The sequence below is a fragment of the Helicobacter mehlei genome, assembly GCF_003660265.1.
Classification (GTDB): domain Bacteria; phylum Campylobacterota; class Campylobacteria; order Campylobacterales; family Helicobacteraceae; genus Helicobacter; species Helicobacter mehlei.
Map to the genome: position 1 here is coordinate 14,850 of NZ_QXQP01000005.1, position 21,092 is coordinate 35,941.

General features: G+C 46.0%; 22 protein-coding genes and 1 tRNA gene. 17 read left to right on the top strand and 6 right to left on the bottom strand.

What is annotated here, in order from left to right; genetic code table 11:
• The first annotated feature begins 1 nt into the window (after nt 1).
• The 11 genes from mqnP to EAO36_RS02540 all read left to right on the top strand — a co-directional run bounded on the left by mqnP (nt 2) and on the right by EAO36_RS02540 (nt 8,768).
• Nucleotides 2–886 (top strand): menaquinone biosynthesis prenyltransferase MqnP, encoded by an 885-nt coding sequence (gene mqnP / locus EAO36_RS02490; protein WP_120947817.1) that lies wholly within the window; start codon nt 2–4, stop codon nt 884–886.
• Nucleotides 867–1,394, top strand: coding sequence for a hypothetical protein (locus EAO36_RS02495; RefSeq protein WP_235852179.1), 528 nt, complete (start codon nt 867–869; stop codon nt 1,392–1,394). Before mqnP ends, EAO36_RS02495 begins: the two co-directional genes overlap by 20 nt.
• A gap of 9 nt (nt 1,395–1,403) precedes the next feature.
• Nucleotides 1,404–1,922: a helix-turn-helix domain-containing protein gene (locus EAO36_RS02500; RefSeq protein ID WP_120947592.1), complete on the top strand. Its 519-nt coding sequence runs from the start codon at nt 1,404–1,406 to the stop codon at nt 1,920–1,922.
• A gap of 1 nt (nt 1,923) precedes the next feature.
• Complete coding sequence (locus EAO36_RS02505) at nt 1,924–2,721, top strand: phosphatidylserine decarboxylase (RefSeq protein ID WP_120947594.1); 798 nt, start codon at nt 1,924–1,926, stop codon at nt 2,719–2,721.
• A 9-nt stretch (nt 2,722–2,730) separates the two neighbouring features.
• Entirely contained in the window at nt 2,731–3,720 is a 990-nt protein-coding gene (gene nadA, locus EAO36_RS02510) for a quinolinate synthase NadA (RefSeq protein ID WP_120947595.1), read from the top strand.
• Nucleotides 3,717–4,544 (top strand): carboxylating nicotinate-nucleotide diphosphorylase, encoded by an 828-nt coding sequence (gene nadC, locus EAO36_RS02515; protein ID WP_120947597.1) that lies wholly within the window; start codon nt 3,717–3,719, stop codon nt 4,542–4,544. Before nadA ends, nadC begins: the two co-directional genes overlap by 4 nt.
• Entirely contained in the window at nt 4,514–5,404 is an 891-nt protein-coding gene (locus EAO36_RS02520) for a thiamine-phosphate kinase (RefSeq protein WP_235852180.1), read from the top strand. The genes nadC and EAO36_RS02520 overlap by 31 nt, the downstream gene beginning before the upstream one ends.
• 115 nt (nt 5,405–5,519) lie before the next feature.
• Nucleotides 5,520–6,335 (top strand): outer membrane protein, encoded by an 816-nt coding sequence (locus EAO36_RS02525; protein ID WP_235852181.1) that lies wholly within the window; start codon nt 5,520–5,522, stop codon nt 6,333–6,335.
• A gap of 64 nt (nt 6,336–6,399) precedes the next feature.
• Nucleotides 6,400–7,050 carry a UPF0323 family lipoprotein gene (locus EAO36_RS02530; protein WP_120947601.1) on the top strand — a complete coding sequence of 217 codons (651 nt, stop codon included), beginning with the start codon at nt 6,400–6,402 and terminating at the stop codon, nt 7,048–7,050.
• A 9-nt stretch (nt 7,051–7,059) separates the two neighbouring features.
• On the top strand, nt 7,060–8,232 hold the full coding sequence (locus tag EAO36_RS02535) for a glutathionylspermidine synthase family protein (protein WP_120947603.1): 1,173 nt from the start codon (nt 7,060–7,062) through the stop codon (nt 8,230–8,232).
• Nucleotides 8,229–8,768 carry a hypothetical protein gene (locus tag EAO36_RS02540; RefSeq protein ID WP_120947605.1) on the top strand — a complete coding sequence of 180 codons (540 nt, stop codon included), beginning with the start codon at nt 8,229–8,231 and terminating at the stop codon, nt 8,766–8,768. The genes EAO36_RS02535 and EAO36_RS02540 overlap by 4 nt, the downstream gene beginning before the upstream one ends.
• Here the strand turns inward: EAO36_RS02540 and corA are convergent.
• Genes corA through gap form a run of 3 tightly spaced genes read right to left on the bottom strand, consistent with a single transcriptional unit; the run spans nt 8,765 to nt 11,941 of the window.
• Nucleotides 8,765–9,721 carry a magnesium/cobalt transporter CorA gene (corA, locus tag EAO36_RS02545; RefSeq protein WP_120947607.1) on the bottom strand — a complete coding sequence of 319 codons (957 nt, stop codon included), beginning with the start codon at nt 9,719–9,721 and terminating at the stop codon, nt 8,765–8,767. The two genes, EAO36_RS02540 and corA, sit on opposite strands and share 4 nt — an antisense overlap.
• Nucleotides 9,714–10,949 (bottom strand): phosphoglycerate kinase, encoded by a 1,236-nt coding sequence (locus tag EAO36_RS02550; protein WP_120947609.1) that lies wholly within the window; start codon nt 10,947–10,949, stop codon nt 9,714–9,716. Before EAO36_RS02550 ends, corA begins: the two co-directional genes overlap by 8 nt.
• Nucleotides 10,943–11,941, bottom strand: coding sequence for a type I glyceraldehyde-3-phosphate dehydrogenase (gene gap / locus EAO36_RS02555; protein ID WP_120947611.1), 999 nt, complete (start codon nt 11,939–11,941; stop codon nt 10,943–10,945). The genes EAO36_RS02550 and gap overlap by 7 nt, the downstream gene beginning before the upstream one ends.
• 189 nt (nt 11,942–12,130) lie before the next feature.
• Between gap and EAO36_RS02560 the strand changes: the two genes are divergently transcribed.
• The 6 genes from EAO36_RS02560 (at nt 12,131) to EAO36_RS02585 (ending at nt 18,362) form a co-directional block, all read left to right on the top strand.
• Nucleotides 12,131–12,439 (top strand): HU family DNA-binding protein, encoded by a 309-nt coding sequence (locus EAO36_RS02560; protein WP_120955670.1) that lies wholly within the window; start codon nt 12,131–12,133, stop codon nt 12,437–12,439.
• A gap of 78 nt (nt 12,440–12,517) precedes the next feature.
• Nucleotides 12,518–12,594: transfer RNA gene (locus tag EAO36_RS02565), tRNA-Arg, on the top strand.
• Nucleotides 12,595–12,770: 176 nt separating this feature from the next.
• Nucleotides 12,771–14,018: a TolC family protein gene (locus EAO36_RS02570; protein ID WP_120955677.1), complete on the top strand. Its 1,248-nt coding sequence runs from the start codon at nt 12,771–12,773 to the stop codon at nt 14,016–14,018.
• A gap of 10 nt (nt 14,019–14,028) precedes the next feature.
• Nucleotides 14,029–14,724 carry an efflux RND transporter periplasmic adaptor subunit gene (locus tag EAO36_RS02575; RefSeq protein ID WP_120947614.1) on the top strand — a complete coding sequence of 232 codons (696 nt, stop codon included), beginning with the start codon at nt 14,029–14,031 and terminating at the stop codon, nt 14,722–14,724.
• Nucleotides 14,725–14,733: 9 nt separating this feature from the next.
• Entirely contained in the window at nt 14,734–17,784 is a 3,051-nt protein-coding gene (locus EAO36_RS02580) for an efflux RND transporter permease subunit (protein WP_120947616.1), read from the top strand.
• A complete protein-coding gene (locus tag EAO36_RS02585) occupies nt 17,781–18,362 on the top strand; it encodes an outer membrane beta-barrel protein (RefSeq protein ID WP_120947618.1) in 582 nt (193 codons plus the stop codon). Before EAO36_RS02580 ends, EAO36_RS02585 begins: the two co-directional genes overlap by 4 nt.
• Before the next feature lie 27 nt (nt 18,363–18,389).
• On the opposite strand, the gene EAO36_RS02590 is transcribed toward EAO36_RS02585, so the two are convergent.
• Genes EAO36_RS02590 through fliD form a run of 3 tightly spaced genes read right to left on the bottom strand, consistent with a single transcriptional unit; the run spans nt 18,390 to nt 21,092 of the window.
• The gene (locus EAO36_RS02590; RefSeq protein WP_235852349.1) at nt 18,390–18,635 is read right to left on the bottom strand and encodes a hypothetical protein; all 246 of its coding nucleotides are present in this window, start codon (nt 18,633–18,635) and stop codon (nt 18,390–18,392) included.
• A complete protein-coding gene (gene fliS, locus EAO36_RS02595) occupies nt 18,613–18,996 on the bottom strand; it encodes a flagellar export chaperone FliS (protein ID WP_006018226.1) in 384 nt (127 codons plus the stop codon). The genes EAO36_RS02590 and fliS overlap by 23 nt, the downstream gene beginning before the upstream one ends.
• 11 nt (nt 18,997–19,007) lie before the next feature.
• A complete protein-coding gene (gene fliD / locus EAO36_RS02600) occupies nt 19,008–21,092 on the bottom strand; it encodes a flagellar filament capping protein FliD (RefSeq protein WP_120955671.1) in 2,085 nt (694 codons plus the stop codon).

The window sequence follows — 21,092 nt, forward strand, 5'->3', positions numbered from 1 at the left end:
CATGTGGGGTAAACTCAAGCTCTTTGGTGCGTTAGTCGCCATTGAGCACACCATTTTTTCTGGCATGTTCATTTTGATAGCCATCGTGGTGGCATGGGCACAAGCACATGTGGGTTTTGGAAAGGGGCTTTGGCTCTTGCTTTTGTGTAGCTTGGCTCTGCTAAGCGCGCGCAATTTTGCGATGGGCTTTAACCGCCTAGTAGACCGCAAATTTGATCGTAAGAATGCACGCACCAAGGATCGCCCCAGCGTAAATGGGAGCTTGGGTATTTTCTCCCAGCTAGTTTTTTGTGTAGCTAATGCTCTGCTTTTTGTGGGGGTGAGCTATGCCATCAATGCTCTTGCCTTCAAACTCTCCTTTTTCTTTTTGTTGATCTTGGGGGGGTATTCTTACATGAAGCGTTTTAGCTATTATGCGCACTGGGTGCTGGGTGTGTGTTTGGGGCTAGCCCCTATTGCGGGCGTGGTGGCAATCTTGGGGTCTGTGCCCTTGTGGAGTGTGTGGCTAGCTTTGGGGGTGGTCTTTTGGGTGGCAGGTTTTGATCTGCTCTATTCCTTGCAAGATATGGAATTTGACAAGCAAGAGGGGTTATACTCTGTGCCCGCCATCTTTGGAGCGCAAAAAACCCTTTGGCTCTCACGCTTAAGCCATCTTTTGGCGGTGTTGTGCTGGGTGGGGTTTGTTTATAGTGCGCATTTGGGAGTGGTGGCGTATGTGGGGGTGTTGGTGAATTTGGGGATTTTACTCTATGAGCAATGGCTGGTATTTAAGGATTTTGAAAATATCCCCAAAGCCTTTTTTGTGTTTAATGGATATTTGGGGGTGGTGTTTTTGATCTTTATCCTCATCGATCGGAGTGTGTGGCTTGGATTTGGGGCACTTTAAGCAACTTTGCAACCAACATGGACATTTTACCCGTTTAGTGGCTTGCTCATTGCCCATAGAATACGCGCCCTATCAAGAGGTGCATGCAAGCGAATATGAAAGTTTGGGTTCTTCAGATGCGATCCAAGCCCCCGATTGGGAAGTTTTCTATGGCAAGGATCGCGAGGATGTGATCTTAAGGGCTCTTTCTGAGATTTATGCCAAACTCAACCATCTAGAACAAATGATGAGCGAGCAACAGATCGCCTATTTGCCCTTAGAGTCCCAAAGCACTTTGGAGGTTTTAGGGCATGGCATTTTGGGCACGACTAAGGCTGGTTTTGAGCCCTCCCAAACTTACTACATGCGCTTTAAACTCCCCCACATGCCCTACAAACGTATCCCCCTCATAGCAAGGGCTTTTGATTTGCACTTGTTGCACATCACACGCATGCACCCCAGAGATGTGAAAGATTTTGATGGTTTCATTGCCAAAAGAGAATTAGAAAGTTTAAAAAAAGCGGATTAAAGGGCGCGCATGCAATTAAGTTTTGATGTGTTAATATGGATCATCGGCGGGGTGGTGGTTTTGGTTTTTGCTTGCTTGATAGCTTATAGTTATATCAAGGATAAAGAGTTTGCCAACAAGACCAAACAGCTTGAGAAAGCCCTAGATGCGATCAACCAAGAAATTTATAAAATCCGCAAGTGGATTCAAGAGAGCGAGTTACAAGCCGAGTTTAACGCCTCTAGCATGAGCGCGAGCGTGAAAGATGCAGTCAATGATAACCTCAATGCGAGTTTGTCTAATCTTTACAACCATCTCCAAGAAATCCAAGATAGCATCCACAAAGAACGGGATTATTTGGAAGAAAAGATTATTGTTTTAGAAAACAAATTCAAAGAATTGGGGCACTTCACGCCCAGCAATGATGATATTGATGAAAAAAAGGTCATTAAGATGTACAAAGAGGGCTGGAGCGTGGATTCAATCGCTAAGGAGTTGCGTAGTAGCAAGGGGCAGATCGAGTTTATCTTAAAGCTGGCGGATATTTAACATGGGAAATAGCAATACTTTATCAAGGCTCTTTGGCAAGTTTGCCCGCCACGCCTTCCCCACACCCGTGCAAAAGGTGATCAACCGTGTTTATGTGCGTTTGTTTAACATCGATCTAAACGGCTTTGCACCCCTAGAGTCCTACACCACCCTAAATGCCCTCTTCACCCGTGCCCTGCAAACCCCCAGACCCCTAGATACCAATCCCCAAATCTTAAATGCACCCAGTGATAGTATAATCACCGCTTGTGGGCTTGTGCAACACCAACAAGCCTTGCAAATTAAAGGTATGGCTTATAGTGTCTATGAACTCTTAGGACTAGATCGGCCCCTAGAGGAGCATTACCACTTTTTTAACTTCTACCTCTCCCCCAAAGATTACCACCGCTTCCACGCCCCTTGTAATCTCAAAATCCTAGAGGCGCGCCACTTTTGCGGGGAGCTTTTGAGTGTAGGGCAACGCGCCTTAAACAAACATTCTAATGTTTTTGTGCGTAACGAACGGGTGGTGGTGATCGCCCAAGACGATCGGGGCTTTTTGCTCTATTTTGTGGCTATAGGGGCGCTCAATGTGGGGCAGATTGTGCTCAACTTTGACCCCAATATCCAAACCAACGCCAAAATCCACCCCAAACCCCAAATTTACCACTACGATCCGCCCATTGTGCTAGAAAAGGGGGCAGAGTTAGGGCGTTTTGAGATGGGTTCTAGCATTGTGCTTTTTGTAGCACACAGCACGCCCCTACCCTTAGTGGGTCAAAAAGTGCTCTATGGCACCAACATTGCTACCTTGAATTGAGGTTAAACCATGCAAGATTTAGCCCAAAGCGTGCAAAAGTTGCTTGGCGATCTAGATGCGCTTTTAGTGGCGCATTTTTACCAAAAAGATGAAATTATCGCACTAGCCCAGATCACGGGCGATAGCCTAGAGTTGGCTAGACGGGCGAGTGCTAGCCCCCAAAACCTCATCGTCTTTTGCGGGGTGGGTTTTATGGGCGAGAGTGTGAAAATTTTAGCCCCCCAAAAAGAGGTCATCATGCCCAAGTTGGCTTGTTGTTCGATGGCTAGAATGATTGATAGTAGCTATTTTGATCAAAGCATGCAAATGCTCCAAAGATTAGGCATCCACGATGTCTTACCCATCACCTACATTAATTCCAGTGCGGGAGTAAAAGCCAAAGTCGGCGCGATGGGGGGGCTGGTTTGCACCAGTGCGAACGCCTCTAAAATCTTTGATTATGCCCAAAAAAAGGGGCAAAAAATCTTTTTCTTGCCCGATCGTTGTTTGGGGATGAATTTAGCGCGCGCCCATAATCTCAAAAGTGCCCTTTTAGGACTAGATAGCCCCGAGCAAATTTTACGAGCCGATGTGATCTGTTATAATGGCTTTTGTGCTGTGCACCAACTCTTTAAGCCTAGCGATGTGGCTTTTTTTAGAGAAAAATACCCCGATATTTTAGTCGTGGTGCATCCAGAGTGCGATCCTAGTGTAGTGGAGTTAGCCGACTTTGTGGGTTCAACTAGCCAAATTATCCAATTTGTGCGTTCCTTGCCCTTAGAACAAAAGGTCGCTGTGGGCACGGAGTTTAATTTAGTCAAACGGCTACGCGCACAAAATACCTATGTGCTCTCCAGCACCCTGCCAGAATGCCCGACCATGAATGAAACCACTTTGGGCGATCTCTTTGAGGTGTTGAAAGCCTATAAAAACCACCGCGCTTATAACCGTATCGAAGTGGATACTGAGGTTGCCAAGTGGGCGAAAGTGGCATTAGATCGCATGCTGGAGCTCTCATGAAAGACACACAGATTTTAGACTTTTTAAAGGCGTGTTTGCAAGAGGATTTGGGATCGGGGGATTTGTTTGAACGCCTAGCCCCACCCCTAGAGGTGCAAGCATGCGTGCTAGCTAAGGGGGCGGGGGTGTTATCCGGGCAACTCTATGTACAAGCCCTCTTGGAGTGGATGGGGATCAGGGGCACTTGGCATATTCATGATGCCCAAGCCTTTAGCCCCCAACAAGTGATTTTAGAGTTGCGAGGCGATTTTGCCTTACTCTTAAAATTGGAGCGGGTGATCTTAAATATCTTGCAACACTCCAGCGGAATTGCCACCCAAACCGCACGCTATATGAAACTCATTCAAGATTTGCCCATACAACTTTTGGATACCCGCAAGACTCGCCCCCTTTTGCGGGTGTTTGAAAAGTATTCGGTGCGTAATGGGGGGGCTAGAAATCACCGCATGGGCTTAGATGATGCCCTCATGCTTAAAGATACGCATTTAGCCCACATTGGCGATCTCAAAGACTTTATGCAAAAAGCACGCGCCGGCATTCCATGGACAGCCAAAATTGAAATTGAATGCAGTAGCGTGGCGATGGCACAAGAGATCATGACATTGGGGGCAGATATTATCATGTGTGATAATATGAGTGTCAAAGAGATAAAAGAGGTGGTTGCCTTTAGAAATGCGCATTACCCTTTGGTGCTTTTAGAGGCTAGCGGAAACATTACCCAAGAGAGCGTGCGCGCTTATGCGCAAAGCGGGGTGGATGCGATCAGCAGTGGGGCGTTGATCCACCAAGCGGTGTGGGTGGATATGAGCATGCAATTAGCTTAAACTTGGACATTGAGCGTTATTTTTTAGAGACTCTGCAAAAAAGCGCGATCACGCAAGGAATTGGCGATGATGGCGTGGTGTTAGCTAACCTGCCTAAAAATTTGGTTATGGTGTTGGATCTCTTTAGCGAGGGCGTGCATTTTAAAAGAGAATGGTTTGGTTGCGAGCAGGTGGGTTATAAAGCCTTGATGGTGAATATCTCTGATGCGATTAGTATGGGGGCTGTGCCCCAATATGCGCTTCTGGGTGTAACTTTGCCCAAAAAGATCACACCTGCTGAGATTAGGGCACTCATCAAGGGAATTGGACGTGCTTGCGTGGAATTTGGCGTGCGTGTGATCGGAGGGGATACTATTGTGGGGCAAACCCTAAGCCTGAGTGTGAGTTTGCTAGCCTACACGCCTAAGCCCTTGTATCGAGTTGGGGCACGCAAGGGGGATTTGATCATGCATACTGGCACGCTAGGCAGTAGTTATCAAGCTCTGCACACGCTCTTAAGAGGGGGGAAAGTTTCTAGTCACTCTAAATTTTACGCCCCCAAATTAAAAGCCTGTGCGCGTTTTATGCAAGAGGCGCGATCCATCTTGCATGTGGGCATGGATATTTCTGATGGACTCTTTGCCGAGTGCAACCGCTTATCTAAAACCAACCGCCTAGCCTTTAAGATCAATAACCCCCTATACCCACCCCACAAACGCGCCTTTTTGAGTGGCGAAGAGTATGAAATGCTCTTATGCCTAGCCCCCAAGCACAAACTTAAAGCCTACCGACTCGCCCAAAAACACCGCTTAAAACTGCGGATCATCGGGCGTGTCCAACAAGGGCAATCTCATTACCACCCCAAAATTTGGCATGCTTAAAAATCCATAAGCTACACCCTAATCACCCTTGACAAATTAGGCAAAGTCTATTAGAATTATGTTATTGTTATTTTTAATCATTTTTTATTATTTTTGCTTTTTTAAGGAGCTTTTTTTGATTACAATAACCAAAAACCTTAAGCATTCTCTATTGGGTTTCAGTATTCTGGCATGCCTAACTAACCCTTTGGGTGCGGAACGCAATAGCGGGTATTTTGCTTTAGGTTTCCAATATTCTTATATGAGCTCAGAGGGGAAGACTCAAGTTTTTGCCAGCCCTGTTCCTTCTGCCCAAACCGCAACAACCGATGCCATATCGGGTAGCCTTTTTGGGGGCAATCTCCAGCTAGGTTACAAACAATTTTTTGGCAAGAAAAAACGCTTTGGTCTGCGCTACTATGTGATGTTCAGCGCGCAAGGGGGGCGTTATAGCTACCCATATGGTTACAAAAATAACGCCGATGGCACGACTACAAGCTACACGATCCGCAATGGGGGGATGGCAGATTTATTTTATGGTGCGGGCATCGATGCGCTCATTAACTTTTTTGATGGCAAAGACCGCTCTTTTGGAGTCTTTGGAGGCGTGATGTTGGGGGGGACCTCGTGGCTTTTGGGGAACAATAAGGCATGCCCGGCCATGGATTATGTGGTCAGCGATAGTGCGGGGACAATCACATGCAACACCACGGATTCTTATGCACAACTGGCTAGAAAATTGGGGAGTAAGGCGCATTACTCGCCTAGTTTCGTGCAATTTGCCTTTAATTTTGGGGTGCGTGGCAATTTTAGTAAGCATAACGGGTTTGAAGTGGGGTTGCGTGTTCCTGTCATCAACACGCCCTATTTTACCAATAAAGACAACCCAACCATGAACTTAAGCTTTAGGCGGGTGATTGCCATCTTTGCCAATTATGTGGTGAATTTTTAGATTTCTCGCTGTGTCCTTGCTTAGTCAAAACATGCTATTATGTAGTTTTGCAGAAAGGATCATGATGAGACGGCCATTTAGAAAAATTGCAGATTATGCGATCGTGGGAGGGTTGAGTGCGGTGGTGGTGGTAACTTTGGCGGGCTGTAATAGCTCAGATCATAATAGCCACGAGCAAAAACCCAGCGAGCAGAGTAACACCAGCAACGCCTTAAAAAAGGGGGCATTTGTGATCTTGCAAGAGCAAGCAGACAAAAGTTATAAGGTCGCAGAAGAATATCCTAGTGACAAAACACGGGTTGTCGTGCGGGATCTGCAGGGCAAGGAGCGCATGCTCAGTGATGAGGAAATCCAGAAGCTCATTAAGGACGAGGAAACTAAGATCGATCAGGGCACCAGCCAGCTAACAAAGCCGGCTAGTGAGGGCGGGGGATCGGGGCTTGGCATTGGGGCAGCAATCTTGGGCAGTGCCGCGGGGGCGATTTTGGGGAGCTATATTGGCAACAAGCTTTTTAACAACCCCAATTACAACCAAAATGCCCAGAGAAATTACACCTCCCCACAAGCCTATCAAAGAAGCCAAAATACTTTTAAAAGCCCCTCAAGCCCAGCGGGCGCACCCGCATCTAGTGCAGGCAAGAGCGGATTTTTTAAACCTTCATCGAGCACGCCCCATGCTGGTGGTGCTCCCCATACTCCCAGTGCAAGTTCTTAAGGAGGATTCATGCAAGTTAAAACTTTAGACCCTTTGAGCCAGCAAGCCCTAGAGGAAATCGGGCTAGAGTGGCACACAGATACGGATAACAGCCCTTATATCAGCCAAGATTTGGTGGTGGTGAGCCAAAAAGAAGCCGATGCCTACTATGAGGCGTGCAATGAGCTTTATGAGATGTTTGTAGAAACCGGACAAGTGATTATTGATGAAGGGCGCTTTTTTGAGTTGGATATCCCTAATAGCATTGTGCCCTTGATCAAACAGAGTTGGGAAAATGAGGTGCATTGGCATATTTATGGGCGTTTTGATTTGGCGGGGGGGTTAGATGGCAAGCCCATTAAATTATTGGAGTTTAATGCGGACACACCTACGATGCTCTATGAAAGCGCAGTGGTGCAATGGGCGTTACTCAAATACAATGGCTACGATGCGGACTTGCAATTTAACAACATCCATGAGTCCTTGACGGAGAATTTTAAGCGTTTAGTTACTTTAGATGAGGATACAAGCGCATTTGAAAACATGTATGAGGGCTGGAAGATTCTCTTTTCTAGCATTAAGGGGAGTAGCGAGGAGGAACGCACCACGAAATTTTTAGAAGATGCGGCCAGAAGTGCAGGTTTTGAAACCAACTTTGCCTATATCGATGAGGTGCAGTTTGACAAGGATCGGGGCGTGTTTTTTGGGGGCGTGAATTACGAATACTTGTTTAAGCTTGTGCCTTGGGAGAATATTGCCATTGATGAACCCGAGCTAGCTGTCATCATGCAAACCATGATGGAGAATCAAAACACGATCTTTTTAAACCCGGCTTATACTCTGCTCTTCCAAAGCAAACGTTTTTTAAAAGTACTTTGGGATCGCTACCCCAACCACCCCTTATTGTTACAAACAAGCTATGAGCCCCTTAGTAATAAAAAACAGGTTAAAAAGGTCGCCTTTGGTCGAGAGGGGGCAAATGTAGCAATTTTAGGTGCTAATGGGCAGGTTTTAAAGCAAAGTGAGGGGGTTTATGGCAACCACAAACCCATTTACCAAGAATATTACGAGCTCAATAAAGACGGGGAGTTTTATTACCAACCCAATGTCTTTTTTGCCTACGAGGCGTGTGGATTGGGCTTTAGAAAGGGCGGATTAATTTTGGATAATTTTTCTAAATTTGCCAGCCACATCATTAGATGAAACGCAAATCCTCTGTGGGTATAGCCTATGCCTTCCATGCGTATGCGAGTGTCTTTTTCCTACCAATGGTCTTGCTCTTTGTGGTGAGCGGGGGGGCGTATTATTTGGGTTTTAACTCCAATACCGGAGCCCAGATTAGCAAATGGAGCGTGCCAGCGGTGGCAACCCAACAAGAATTAGATTTTTTGATCGCCTTTTTAAAAGACAAACAGGCCTTGCCCTCTAAAATTGAAGCCAGAAAATTCAGAGGGGCTTTGGTCATTGGCACACCCGCTTATGAAGCCAGTTTGGTAACCAAGGGAGAGAAAAGCGAAATCACGCTCACCAAGCGTAGCTTTTTGGGGGTGATCATGCAAGTGCATAAGGGTCGGGCTAATAAAGCCTTGTTGATCTTTGCGGGTATCTTTGTGGTGTTCTTGTGCCTGCTCTATGTTAGTGGGTTGTCAATGGGGATCAAGCGCAAGACTAAAGGGCTAATGGGTGTATTTTTGTTAGGCGTGGGGGTTCTTGGGGTGTTATTGTGGAGTGCACTTTAAAGCCAACCCTTCTTTTTAAAATAAAGAATAGGCAAAATGGTTGAGATGATCATGGTGAGCACGGCTAGGGGGTAGCCAAATTCCCAACGCAATTCGGGCATGACCTCAAAGTTCATGCCATAAATTGTGCCAATCAAAGTCGGGGGCATCATCGCCATAGTCGCCACGGTGAAAAGCTTGATGATTTTGTTTTGTTCCACATTGACTTGAGAGGTGAAAAGGTTTTGGATATTATCTAGGGCGTTGAGATTAGCCGTGCTGAAATCTACCAAGGAGCTAAAATCCTTTAAGATAATATTAAAATCCTTTTTGGTCTCATTATCAACCTTGTTGCTTTTTAGCAAGGTGGTGATGATACGCCGCTTGTCAAAGAGCGAGTCGCGCAATTCCATGTTAAATTCTTGCAAAAAAGAGAGGGTGATGAGGGTGTCCTCATGGGTGCAGATATTAGGTTCGAGCACAATTTGTTTTCTAAGTGCACTGGTTTCGCGATTGACCTCCTCCAAATAATCCGCACCCTTTTCAAAATAAAGCTCTAGAATTTTAGACAGAATATCAAAGCCATCCTGGAATTTTTTAGGGCTGGCTAGGATTCGTTTCTGCACATCTTCGAAGATGGGTAGGCTACCATTGTAAAGGGTGAATAAAATGTTGTCTGAAATAAAATAAGTCATCGGCTCGGCATGGAAAGCTAGGGGCGTGTCTTTATAAACAGAATAGGTATTGATGGTAATGGAAGTGCTATTCTCCCAATACTTGGCAATTGCGCTTTTCTCGGGCTCTTCTTGACTGGTGTTGATGTGGTAGTTTTGGACGATGCATTGTAATTCGGTGTCAGTGGGGTTGATGAGCTCAAACCACAAGATATTTTGCTCGTCCAAAGGGAAGGATTCAAAGCCGTGGAAATCCACAATCTCCACTAAGTGGTTGTTTTTGGCAAAAACATTAATCATGATCGGCCCAATTTTGTTTTTGATCCAAAACCTCAAAGGCGACTAAAATCTTGCCCTCCAAAAGCTCCAAACTCGCCCCTCCACCTGTGGAGATAAAACTCACACTATCTTTATCGCCCGCACGGGTCAAAACATCGATGGTGTCGCCTCCGCCAATCAGCGAATAGGCATAGGTGTTGGAAATGCTATGGGCGATCTGAAACGAACCTCGGCTAAAAAGAGGCACTTCATAAACACCTAATGGACCGTTCCAAATGATGGTTTGACTCCCTTGAATCACCAATGAAAAGAGCTTAGAGGTGGCAGGACCAATATCTACGACAATATGGTTTAGTGGGATGTCTTGAGCAGGGGTGATTTGGACTTGATCGGTATGATCCATGTGCGGGGTGCTCACCACATCCACGGGCAAATAGATATGCACACCCTTTTGTTTGGCTTTTTGTAAAATCTCTAGAGCCTCTTGAATCAAATCTTCTTCCACTAAGGAGGCTTGCATATTGTAACCCAGTGCCTTTAAAAAAGTGTTGCTCATCGCCCCGCCGATAATGACCTTATCTACGCGATCTAAAATATTGCGTAAAAGTGTGAGTTTGGAGCTCACCTTAGCCCCACCCACAATCAAGAGCACCGGTCTAAGCGGGTTGGCTAGAGCCTTCGCAAAGGAATTGATCTCTTTTTTGAGCAAGAAGCCTGCCACCTTCACAGACACATAGCCGGCAATCCCATAAGTGCTGGCGTGTTTGCGATGGCTTGTGCCAAAGGCATCATTGACATAAACATCGCACAAACTCGCTAGCTTTTGGGAAAAAGAAGGGTCATTGCTTTTTTCGCCTTTATAAAAGCGCAAATTCTCTACCAAAATAATGGGGTGATCTTGTTCTTGCAAACTCTGCGCCATCTCAAGCGAATGGGCAAACAGCACCTCTTTATTTAAAAGCCTCTCTAGGCGTTTGACCAAGTGGCTAAAGGAAAATTGAATCTGCTTTTCGCCATCTATCTTGGGCTCAGGCCGCCCCAAATGCCCGACCAGCACGACCGACTTAGCCCCATTATCGATACAATAGTTGATCGTGGGGATACTCTCACGCATGCGCGTATCCTCAGTGATATTAAAATCCTTATCCAAGGGCACATTAAAATCTACGCGGATCAAAACCCGTTTATCCTTGAGTGCCACATCCTGAATCCCCAAGACCTCTTGCATTTTCTTAATGCCCGCTAGCATGCTTGTCCTTTGCGTTGGTGAATGTATTGCGCCATATCCACTAAGCGGTGGCTATAACCCACTTCATTATCATACCATGCTAGGATTTTGGCATGGTGCTCGCCTAGCACAAGGGTTTGATCGGGGATGTAGATGGAGCTTAGGGGCGATCCTAAAAAATCGCTGGAAACACATTGGTGTTCATCAATGCCCAATACACCCTGTAAGGAGCCTTGAGAGGCTACATGCATGCTGGCATGGATTTTTTCTAAGCTCAAGGGCGTGCGTGTACTAAAGCTCAAATCTACCAAACTCACATCGGGGGTGGGCACTCTTAGGGCTAGCCCGCTGATCTTGCCAGCCAAATGAGGCAAGACTAGGGCAATGGCTTTATTAACCCCCGTGCTTGTGGGGATAATATTAAGGGCAGCTGCGCGCGCCCGGCGCAAGTCTTTGTGCTTGGAGTCTAGTAGGTTTTGATCGTTGGTGTAGCTGTGAATTGTTGTCATCAAAGCATGTTGCACGCCAAAATTTTCATCCAGCACCTTTAAGAGCGGGGCTAGGGCGTTGGTGGTGCAAGAGGCATTAGAGATAATGGGTTGGTTGTTGTAGGCAGTGTGATTGACCCCATAGACAAAGGTTGGGGTGTTGTTAGCTGGGGCTGAGATCACCACTTGTTGGACTTGGTTTTTGAGGTGGGCTTGGGCTAGGTCCATACTATTAAACTTGCCTGTGCATTCCAACACGACCTGCGCCAAACCAAAATCCAGTCTGGAGGGATCGCGATCGCTTAAGATCCGGACATACCGGCTATGTCCAATGGCGATGTGTTGCGAATCAACTTGCTCAATTTCTAGCGCGTGCTTGTGCAAGGAGTCAAAGCGCAAAAGGTGGATTAAAGTTTCTAGTGGACATGTGGAGTTGATTGCTACCAACTCGATGTCTTTTCTAGCCCCAACGACCCGGCTTGCACACAAGCCGATCCGCCCTGTCCCATTGATCGCTACGCGCACCCTTAAAATCCCTTAAAGCTTAGTATGAGGGGCTATCATACAAGTAGCTAGCTTGAATCGCTCTTAAAGGGGGGTGTCTGCCTTGAGATTTAAGGCTCTAAAGGAAGGTTGGAGCGGGTTTTGTTCCCTAAAATTTACATTTTGTAGTATAATGCTTGCCGTATTTTAAGCATGTCAGAAAGGTTTGAGATGAAAAAAGCGGAGTTTGTCGATTTACTTAAGGAAGAGGGTGAATTTGAGAGCAAAAAAGACGCTGAAAAGGCGTTAGATGGTTTTGTAAAAGCCATTGAAAAGGTGTTAGGCACGCATGAGAGTGTGGAGCTGGTAGGTTTTGGCAAGTTTGAAGTGGCGTTGCAAAAAGGCAAGAGCGGGAAGGTGCCCGGTAGCGATAAGACCTATAGCACACCGGATAAAATGGTCCCCAAGTTCAAGCCCGGTAAGTTGTTAAAAGATGTGGTGGCAGCGCACAAGAAGCCCAAAGTAAATAAGAAGAAGTAGCTTAGCTTTAAGCCTGATTTTTGATGAGTGTGGATCACACTCAGAATCCGGTGTTGTTGCTTTCTGTTAGATGGATTGGTCCTTGTAGCTCAGTTGGATAGAGCGTACGATTCCTAATCGTAAGGTCGTGGGTTCAAATCCCGCCAAGGACACCACCCATTTTTGTGTGTTGCTTAAATTGGAGTTAGTCGTGGGTTTTTTGCGTTTTTTACCAATCCAAAGTAAGAGGTTCTCATGGATTAAGGGCGGTTTGGCATTGGCTTTTTGCTGGAATTTACAGGGTTTGGAATTAGAGACCTATTCTCCCCCCGGAGATGATCTAGGCCCCAATATGAAACAATTAGAAAATATGGAGGATCGCAAATTTGCCGATACACAAGGGCATGCGCTGGGTTTGGCAGATTTAATCAAAAATGCAGACAATAACTATTCCCTCCAAGCAGCCCGCCTGCAAGTGCGCCAAGCCCTCAAAAACCACGCCATTGCTAAGGCTAAGTTTTTACCCACCTTGAGTAGCAATTACACCTATAACCACCGCAACAGAAACACGCCTTTTTATCCCGAATACGACATGCAATTACTCAACACCAATCTAAAACTCAATGTCTTCAATGGCTTTAGCGATGTTAATAATGTCAAAGAAAAATCAGCCAGTTACCGCTCTAGTAGTGCCAATATGGAATACACCAAGCAAAGCATTTATTTGCAAGTGGTCCAGCAGTATTACCAATATTTCAACAACATGGCACAGCTGGTCGCCTCCAAAAAGAAATTAGCTGAGTTGCGTTCTGATATTGAGCGCACCAGACAACTCTTTGAGCAAGGATTAACCACGGCTGATAATTTAGAGAGCGCAAAGGCACAGGGGGCTCTTAGCGAAAATGATATTACCCAAATGGAATTTGATATTGAGCAAAACCGCTTGACCTTAGAGTATCTGACCAATAGCAAGATTCCCTCTCTAAAGAGAACCACTCTACTTTCTCCCACTCTCTCATTAAAAGAGCGAGCAGATCTGCGCGCCCTAAGAGAACAGATTACGGCGATTCACTACCAAAACAAACAACTCAACTATTACCCAACCGTTGATGTTAATGACGACTGGCAATATTATATCCAAAAACCTGCCTTTGCACGGGGGAGTGATAACCGATTTGGAAACTTGTTCCCTAACCAGCAAAACACCGTGGGGGTCGTAGTAACCTTGAACATTTTGAATGATATTGGCTTGAATTTGCAAAAACAATACCTGCGCTTAAACCAAATGGCGCAAGAAAAAAATCTGATGTATAAAAAAATGGAACAAGTCAAGGATGTGGAACTTTACCGCAAGTCTTTAGACATGGCACGATCGCGCATCCGTAGCTCTGAAGCCAGCTTAAAATCTGCCAATATCGCCTATGAGAGCATTAAGAAAAAATACAATGCCAATTTGGTTGATTTTACTACCTATTTGAGGGCTCTAAGGACACGCTTTGATGCCGAAGTAATCTATAACCAATCTCTCAACAACTACGAAATGCAAAAAGCCAATTACATTTTTTATAGTGGGCATCATATCCAAGATTATGTGCGCTAAGGGATTCAGTATGCGATTAATATTCATTGCCCTATTCTTGATGGTAGGGCTCCAAGCAAAAGAGGTTTATGCGATTTTTAATGTGGTCGCGCTCAAAGATGCCAGTCTAAAATTAGATTCAGCGGGTATTGTGGATGCCATTTATGTAGATGTAGGCTCTCATGTCAAAAAAGGCGATGTGCTCTTAACCCTTTATAACAGGGACAAGAAAGCCCAAGCCGATTCAATCACCCAGCAATATGACTTTACGCAAAAACAATATGCGCGTTACCAAAAAATCGGGCGTGCCGTGGATAAGAATACGCTAGACAAATATTATGCAGATTATAAAAAACTCGAATACGATCGCGACTATGCCCTCTCGGTGGTGGAAAAGACCATTTTAAAAGCCCCTTTTGATGGGGTGATCGCTAGCAAGAATATTGAGCTAGGGGAGGGGACTAGTGCGAATAGCACCGTACTTTTTAGATTGGTGAGCAAGCGGGTAAAGATTGTGCTAGAGTTTGACTCGAAATATTTGCCTGTCGTCAAAGTGGGGGATAGATTCATCTATAGCATCGATGGCAAACCTGAGAAAAAAGAAGTCAAGATCACTAAGATTTACCCCACGATTGATGTCAGCACCCGCAAGGTGAATGCAGAAGCCCTACTGCCTGCCAACAGCCCCCTAGTCCCCGGCATCTTTGGGGATGGCTTTATCCAATAGGGGGCTTTTGTGTATAAGTTTGCGATCCAAAGACCCATCACAACCTTAATGTTTGCGTGCATGGTGGTCTTCTTTGGCACGATGGCACTCAAAAAAATCAGTGTTGCGCTCTTCCCCAATATTGACTTCCCCATTATCGTGGTGAAAACCGCTTACCCGGGGGCGAGTGCGGACATTGTGGAGAGTAAAGTAACCGACAAGATTGAAGAAGCTGTCATGGGTGTGGATGGGATCAAGAAGGTTACTTCCAATAGTGCGCGCAATATTAGTATTGTGGTCGTGGAATTTGTGCTTGAAAAGCCCATCACGGTAGCTCTCAATGACATCATCAACAAAGTTTCCTCCGTGAGTTTTGGTGATCCCAATATCCGCCGCCCTTCCATCGATAAGGTCGATACCAGTGGGCAAGCGATTCTCTCGATCTTTTTAACCAGCAAGACCAAGACTCCGGCCGAGCTCAACGATCATGCTAAAAACATCATCAAACCCATGTTGCAAAAGATCGAGGGTGTGGGTGGGGTGCAATTACAAGGTTTTGAAGAAAAGCAAGTGAGGATTTATGCCGACCCAAGTTTGATGAACAAATATGGCTTGACCTACACCGACCTTTACAACGCCCTAAAAAGCCAAAACCTAGAAATGGACGGGGGCAAGATCACTGGTCCTAAGAAAAACTACGCCATTTTGGTGGATGGCAATAGCTATACCCTTGAAGAATTGGCTAATATCCAAATTGGTAACCATGTTCGCCTAGCCGACATCGCCACGATTGAAAAGGGCATTGATCCGGACATCACTTATGCTAGTTACAAGCACGATCAAGGTATCGTTTTAGAGGTGCAAAAGATTGCCGGAGCCAATGAGATCAAAATTGTGGATGCGGTGTATCAAGAAATGGATGCCATGCGCGCAGTGAGCCCGGGCTATGAGTTGCGCCCCTTTTTAGACACCACCGATTACACCCGCCACTCCATTAAAGATGTCAAGTTTGACTTGATATTGGGGGGGATTTTAGCGATCTCTGTAGTCTTTTTCTTTTTGCGTAGTCTATCCATCACCTTTGTATCCGCAATGAGTATCCCCATCTCCATTATGGGGACATTCGCGCTCATCCAGTGGATGGGCTTTTCTTTGAATATGCTGACCATGGTTGCGCTCACACTCTCCATTGGGATCATCATAGACGATGCGATTGTGGTGATTGAAAATATCCACAAAAAGCTAGAAGCGGGCATGGACAAAAGAACCGCCAGCTATGAGGGCGTGCATGAAATCGCCTTTGCAATCATTGCCATTTCGGCAATGCTTTTATCTGTCTTTATTCCTGTGGGCAACATGAGCGGGATTGTGGGGCGCTTTTTCCAAAGCTTTGGGATCACGGTTGCCCTAGCTATTGTGATTTCTTATTTTGTGGTGGTTACAGTGATCCCCATGTTAAGCTCTATCATCGTATCCACCGAGCAATCTAAATTTTACAAGCGCACAGAACCCTTTTTCCAAAAAATGGAGCAATCTTATGCCAAGTTATTAAGCTGGCTTTTAAACCATAAATTGATTGTGGGATTAGCCGTGGCGGGGATTTTTGCTAGCTCTGTGCACGTGGCTGGTAAGCTGGGCATGGAGTTTATGTTAAAAGAAGATCGGGGCATGTTTTATGTCTATGTCAAAGCACAAACTGACATTAGTCTAAAAGCGATGCTGGCCAAAATGAAAGCTTTACAAGCCGTGATTGAAAAGGACCCTGATGTGGAGTTTGACTCCATGCAAGTGGGTTATGGCAATATCCAAAGCACCTTTAAAGGTAAATTCTATGTCAAGCTCAAAAAAGGGCACAAAAGAAGCCAATTTGTGATTATGGAGGAGATGCGTCACAAATTAAGGGCCATCCCAGAGGCTAAAGACATTGCCTCCATTAATCTAGCCGAAGTGCCTTTGATTGGTGGGGGGGATAATTCGGCGTTTCAAGTCTATGTCTATGGCCCCACGCAAAAGCTCGTGGATGAAAGCGTGGCAAATCTCCAAAAATTCTTGCTAGAAAGCCCTGAGATGAAGGGCAAGGTAGCAGGCTACCACACCAACACCTCAGATTATCAAACCCAATACCAATTACGCGTTTTAAGGGCAGCCACAACCAAATACGGCGTGAGTGCCCAAGACATTGCGAGCGTGGTGAGCAACGCCTTCTCAGGGGAGAATCGGGTGAGCTACTTTAAAGAGGATGGCAAGGAATATGACATTGTGATCCGTGTCCCCTCCAATAAAAAAATCAATATGGATGACATCAAGCGGCTACAGATCAAAAACAAAGATGGCAAACTGATGTTTTTAGATGGGCTGATTGAAGTCGTTGAGCGTAAAGTACCCTCCAATATCACTCGCTACAACCGCCAAAGGAGTGTTACTGTGCTTGCCCGCCCCGCTACTGGGGTGGATTTAGGCGAACTCTTAAGCCAAGTGCAAAAGCACCAAGATCAATGGCTGGCTAAAGGGGCAGCTTTCCGCTTTACAGGCGACTCAGACAAACTCAAAGAAACTAATGAGGCCTTTGGCGTGGCGATCGCCACTGCCTTTATTCTCATTTACATGATCTTGGCCGCCCTTTATGAGTCGCTCTTAGAGCCCCTGATCATCATGGTTACCATGCCTCTAAGTTTCTCAGGGGCATTCTTTGCGCTAGGGCTCGTGCATCAGCCCATGAGCATGTTCTCTTTAATGGGGCTGATTTTGCTCATCGGCATGGTGGGCAAGAACGCCACGCTCATCATTGACATTGCTAACGATCGGCGTAAAGAAGGGCATGGCATTGAAGAAGCCATCATTTTGGCCGGTGAGTCGCGCTTACGACCCATTTTGATGACCACGATCGCGATGGTGTGTGGGATGTTGCCTTTGGCTTTGGCTGTAGGGCAGGGCTCGGCGATGAAGTCGCCTATAGGTATTGCGATGAGTGGGGGACTATTGGTGTCTATGGCATTAAGCTTGTTGGTCGTGCCAATTTTCTATCGCTTATTAGCTCCTTTAGATGACAAGTTAAAGCGATTCTATCAGGATCGCAAATGATAAAACGGATATGCGGACTCTTGCTGGGTGTGGGGTTATTGGGTGCTACTAGCGAGAAAATCCAGCATAAAAGCCATATTTTTGTGGGTGTGATGAGCGGTTTTGAAACCTATAGACTTTCCATTGCGCCCAAACGTCCTTGGACAAATTCTTTTTTGTGGGGGATCAGGGCAGGTTATCAATACGATTTGGTGAAGTATGCCACTTTGCGTGTGGATTTGAGTTATATCATGGGTTTAAAGCCCACAGCGTTCCATACCCTCGTGCATTCCTTTTTAAGCCTCAATATGGATGTGGTGAGCGATTTTTACAAGATAGGCAAATATTATTTTGGAGCTTATGCGGGTTTGGGGTTTGGGTATTTTCAAGGTGCCCCCACTTTGGTCAGCTCAGATAGCAACCGCTCTTTTATGGGTTATAACGGGGTTTTTAATGTGGGCGTGGGGAGCACCATTGAGCAAAGACACCGCGTGGAGTTAGGGGTTAAAATCCCCTTTGGCAAGACAAAAGCACTCATGGGGAAAGGATTCTACTCGGAGCGTTTCTACTGGGTGGCTAGTTATGCTTATTTGTTTTAATGCCACTGGCTGGCAAAACTTGGCTTTTTAGTCTGTAGAAATCTCTAAAAATCTTTGGGCGACCTTGAGTTGGCGCATCTGCACGCCCAAAGTTTGTTGCTCCTCTTGGAGTCGTTCAATGGTCGTGCTGATAAGGGCTTTAGCGGTCTCTAAAGTGGGCAAATCGCTACAACCCTCTTTGAGGAGCGGGCACTCTTCAACCAGCTTAAAAGCTTTTTGCGTGTTGTTTTCTAAAAGCGCGATCTTGAGCTCATCGACCCAATTCATGAGCATGGATCTCCCGCCAAGCCTCTAACAAGCCCCTAGCAACCCCCATCACCAAATCGATTTTAGTGCTATCATTCTCCACATTGGCCTGTGTGAGGGTTTTGATCTGGTGGGTGTAAAGCCCGGTTAGATAAACAGCCACTTCACCCCCACGCTCATAATCCAAGACATTTAAGAGTTCGGTAAAAATATCGGCGACCTTATTGATATAGAGAATCTTTTTTTCAATATCATCGGCTTCCATGTGCCTTTTAGCCTGGGCAGCGAATTTCAAGATACCCTCATAAAGCATCTCAATCAGTTTAGCCGGAGACTCCACACTCACAGAGTTTTGCTGGTATAGATTATACGCATTTGCCTTAAACATCTTCATCCTCACTAATTCTTTTTGGCTGTTGCTTGATCGATCATCATTTGCACCGCATCAAATGACTTGTTGGCTTTGGAGATCTGCCCGTCATAGGCGGCAAAACGCTCCGCCATGATGTCATAACGAGTTTTCAACAAATCCATCGCGCTCTGTTTGTCACGACGCAAATCCTTAGCATCTTGTTCTAAGGAGTCTCCATATATTTTCAAGCTAGCACTACTACCATCGACTAAATGCGATAAAACTTTACCGAGTCGTTCAAAAATCCCCTCCTGGTGAATCTCCTTGCCCCCCATGCTTTTTACCTGAGACCCATAGAAAAAGTCTTGCACACCTTGAGGATCTGTGCCAAGAGCACTGGACAGCTTGCTTTCATCTAGACTCAACTGCCCGTTCTCATTAAACATGATCCCATATTTCATCAAGCTATCCACGCCCTTCTCAGTGGTGCGTGTAAAAGCGATGGCATTGTTGATTGAGGAACGGATCGTGCGGATATCCCCCACACCATTAAAAATCCCGGCAATCCTAGTATCGGGGTCGTAACGGGTGGTCTCATCTAATTTGGGAATCAAGGCGTTGTAAGCTTTGACAAACTCTTTGACATGATCGACAATGGCTTTATTGTCTCTAGTGATGCTCACAATAGCGGGTTTGCCCGGCTCAGTCTTGCCTAGTAAGCTCAAAGACACACCATTGATCACATCATTGACTTCGTTAGTGGGGCGGGTGATGGTCGCCCCATCGTAGGTGAATTTCGCATCGCCTGCCTTCTGGAGATTCTTAAGTGCGAAGAGACCTTGCGTGTGGGCGTAGTTTTGGGTGAGCCCTTCTGTGAGCCCAATATTCCTAAGACCTGCCTTGCCGGTAGGTCCCACACCGGCTATGCGCAACTCTCCGCTATCGCTATTGAGCACCAACTTACCATCTGCTCCCATAGAAGCGTGCAAGCCCTTAATGGCATTGATGGCTTTGACAATTGCCTCCCCATTCTGTGTGCTAGAATTACCTATCAAGGTAATTGCCCCGAGATTGATGTCGTGATCATTGATGCGGATCGTGCCCTCAATCTTGCCCTGCTTGATTCCTGTGGTGGCTTTAAACAGATCACCACTCTCGGATTTATCTTGGACAAAGCCCAACTCCCCAGCCTTAGCCCCCCCAACGGCTACCTCTAACCCGCGTTTGTCATTGATAATGAGCGATTTGCCATCATCAACCACTTCTACATTGAGCTGACCGGAATCCACTAAGGACTTTGTATCGGGGTTATCTTCCAGGGCCTTTTGGATGGCTGCACGCAAGACTTCATTTTTCTTAGGCACAGGCGTAGCGGTGCTCAAATCAAGGGCAATGGGGATCTCTACTAGCTTGTTATTGGCATCATAAACTTTGACAAAAAAATCATGCTCGGCTTTGGCTGGAGTCTTGCCATCAGGGCTAGGCGCGCTAGCTAGGCTTAGAGTGATGGGTGCATCGCTACTCAAATGCGAAACCACGCTTGTGCCAAAAAAGAGACGGCTATTGGCTCCAGTGTTTTTGGAGTTGATCATCAACTGGTAGGGTTTGTCCCCTCCAGTTTTCATCACGATCCCCATCGCATTCCCATCGCTTCCATCGGTGATCGCTTGGGCCACATCGCCCAAACTCATGCCCGCCTTGATGTCAATGGTGTAATTTTTGCCATTGGTATAAAAGTGCAACTTGGTATTGGCTTGGCTAAAGGCATCATCTCGGGAGCGAAAATGCGTCCCCACCTCGTTAATATCCCCCTGTGCCAAGCTTTCAACGTCAACTTTGATATTTTGGAGCGGAATCCCCGGACTGACACTTGCTTTAAGCGCATCTCCACTCACATGGCTATTTCTAGCCGTGTAGGTGGAGTAGTCGCTCAAGGCTTGCACGGGAGACTCCAAGGCGGAAATGAGGCTTTTGATCTCTACCAAAGCTTTTTGCTTTTGGATATTATTTTCCATTTTTTTGTCAATAGGGGCGATCATGGTCTTCTCATCAGCCGCCTTGAGCTTGTCGATCACATCGTAATTTAAGACCTTGCTCCCAATCCCTAAAGAACTTAGTTTCCCAACACCCAT

Excerpts from the sequence above, each read along its gene's own strand:
- mqnP (WP_120947817.1), top strand. The coding sequence starts at position 2 with ATGTGGGGTAAACTCAAGCTCTTTGGTGCGTTAGTCGCCATTGAGCAC.
- EAO36_RS02585 (WP_120947618.1), top strand. The coding sequence starts at position 17,781 with ATGATAAAACGGATATGCGGACTCTTGCTGGGTGTGGGGTTATTGGGT.
- EAO36_RS02570 (WP_120955677.1), top strand. The coding sequence starts at position 12,771 with ATGAAACAATTAGAAAATATGGAGGATCGCAAATTTGCCGATACACAA.
- fliD (WP_120955671.1), bottom strand. The coding sequence starts at position 21,092 with ATGGGTGTTGGGAAACTAAGTTCTTTAGGGATTGGGAGCAAGGTCTTA.
- EAO36_RS02530 (WP_120947601.1), top strand. The coding sequence starts at position 6,400 with ATGAGACGGCCATTTAGAAAAATTGCAGATTATGCGATCGTGGGAGGG.
- fliS (WP_006018226.1), bottom strand. The coding sequence starts at position 18,996 with ATGTTTAAGGCAAATGCGTATAATCTATACCAGCAAAACTCTGTGAGT.
- EAO36_RS02560 (WP_120955670.1), top strand. The coding sequence starts at position 12,131 with ATGAAAAAAGCGGAGTTTGTCGATTTACTTAAGGAAGAGGGTGAATTT.
- corA (WP_120947607.1), bottom strand. The coding sequence starts at position 9,721 with ATGATTAATGTTTTTGCCAAAAACAACCACTTAGTGGAGATTGTGGAT.
- EAO36_RS02575 (WP_120947614.1), top strand. The coding sequence starts at position 14,029 with ATGCGATTAATATTCATTGCCCTATTCTTGATGGTAGGGCTCCAAGCA.
- EAO36_RS02590 (WP_235852349.1), bottom strand. The coding sequence starts at position 18,635 with ATGCTCATGAATTGGGTCGATGAGCTCAAGATCGCGCTTTTAGAAAAC.
- EAO36_RS02500 (WP_120947592.1), top strand. The coding sequence starts at position 1,404 with ATGCAATTAAGTTTTGATGTGTTAATATGGATCATCGGCGGGGTGGTG.
- EAO36_RS02535 (WP_120947603.1), top strand. The coding sequence starts at position 7,060 with ATGCAAGTTAAAACTTTAGACCCTTTGAGCCAGCAAGCCCTAGAGGAA.
- nadA (WP_120947595.1), top strand. The coding sequence starts at position 2,731 with ATGCAAGATTTAGCCCAAAGCGTGCAAAAGTTGCTTGGCGATCTAGAT.
- EAO36_RS02550 (WP_120947609.1), bottom strand. The coding sequence starts at position 10,949 with ATGCTAGCGGGCATTAAGAAAATGCAAGAGGTCTTGGGGATTCAGGAT.
- nadC (WP_120947597.1), top strand. The coding sequence starts at position 3,717 with ATGAAAGACACACAGATTTTAGACTTTTTAAAGGCGTGTTTGCAAGAG.
- EAO36_RS02505 (WP_120947594.1), top strand. The coding sequence starts at position 1,924 with ATGGGAAATAGCAATACTTTATCAAGGCTCTTTGGCAAGTTTGCCCGC.
- EAO36_RS02540 (WP_120947605.1), top strand. The coding sequence starts at position 8,229 with ATGAAACGCAAATCCTCTGTGGGTATAGCCTATGCCTTCCATGCGTAT.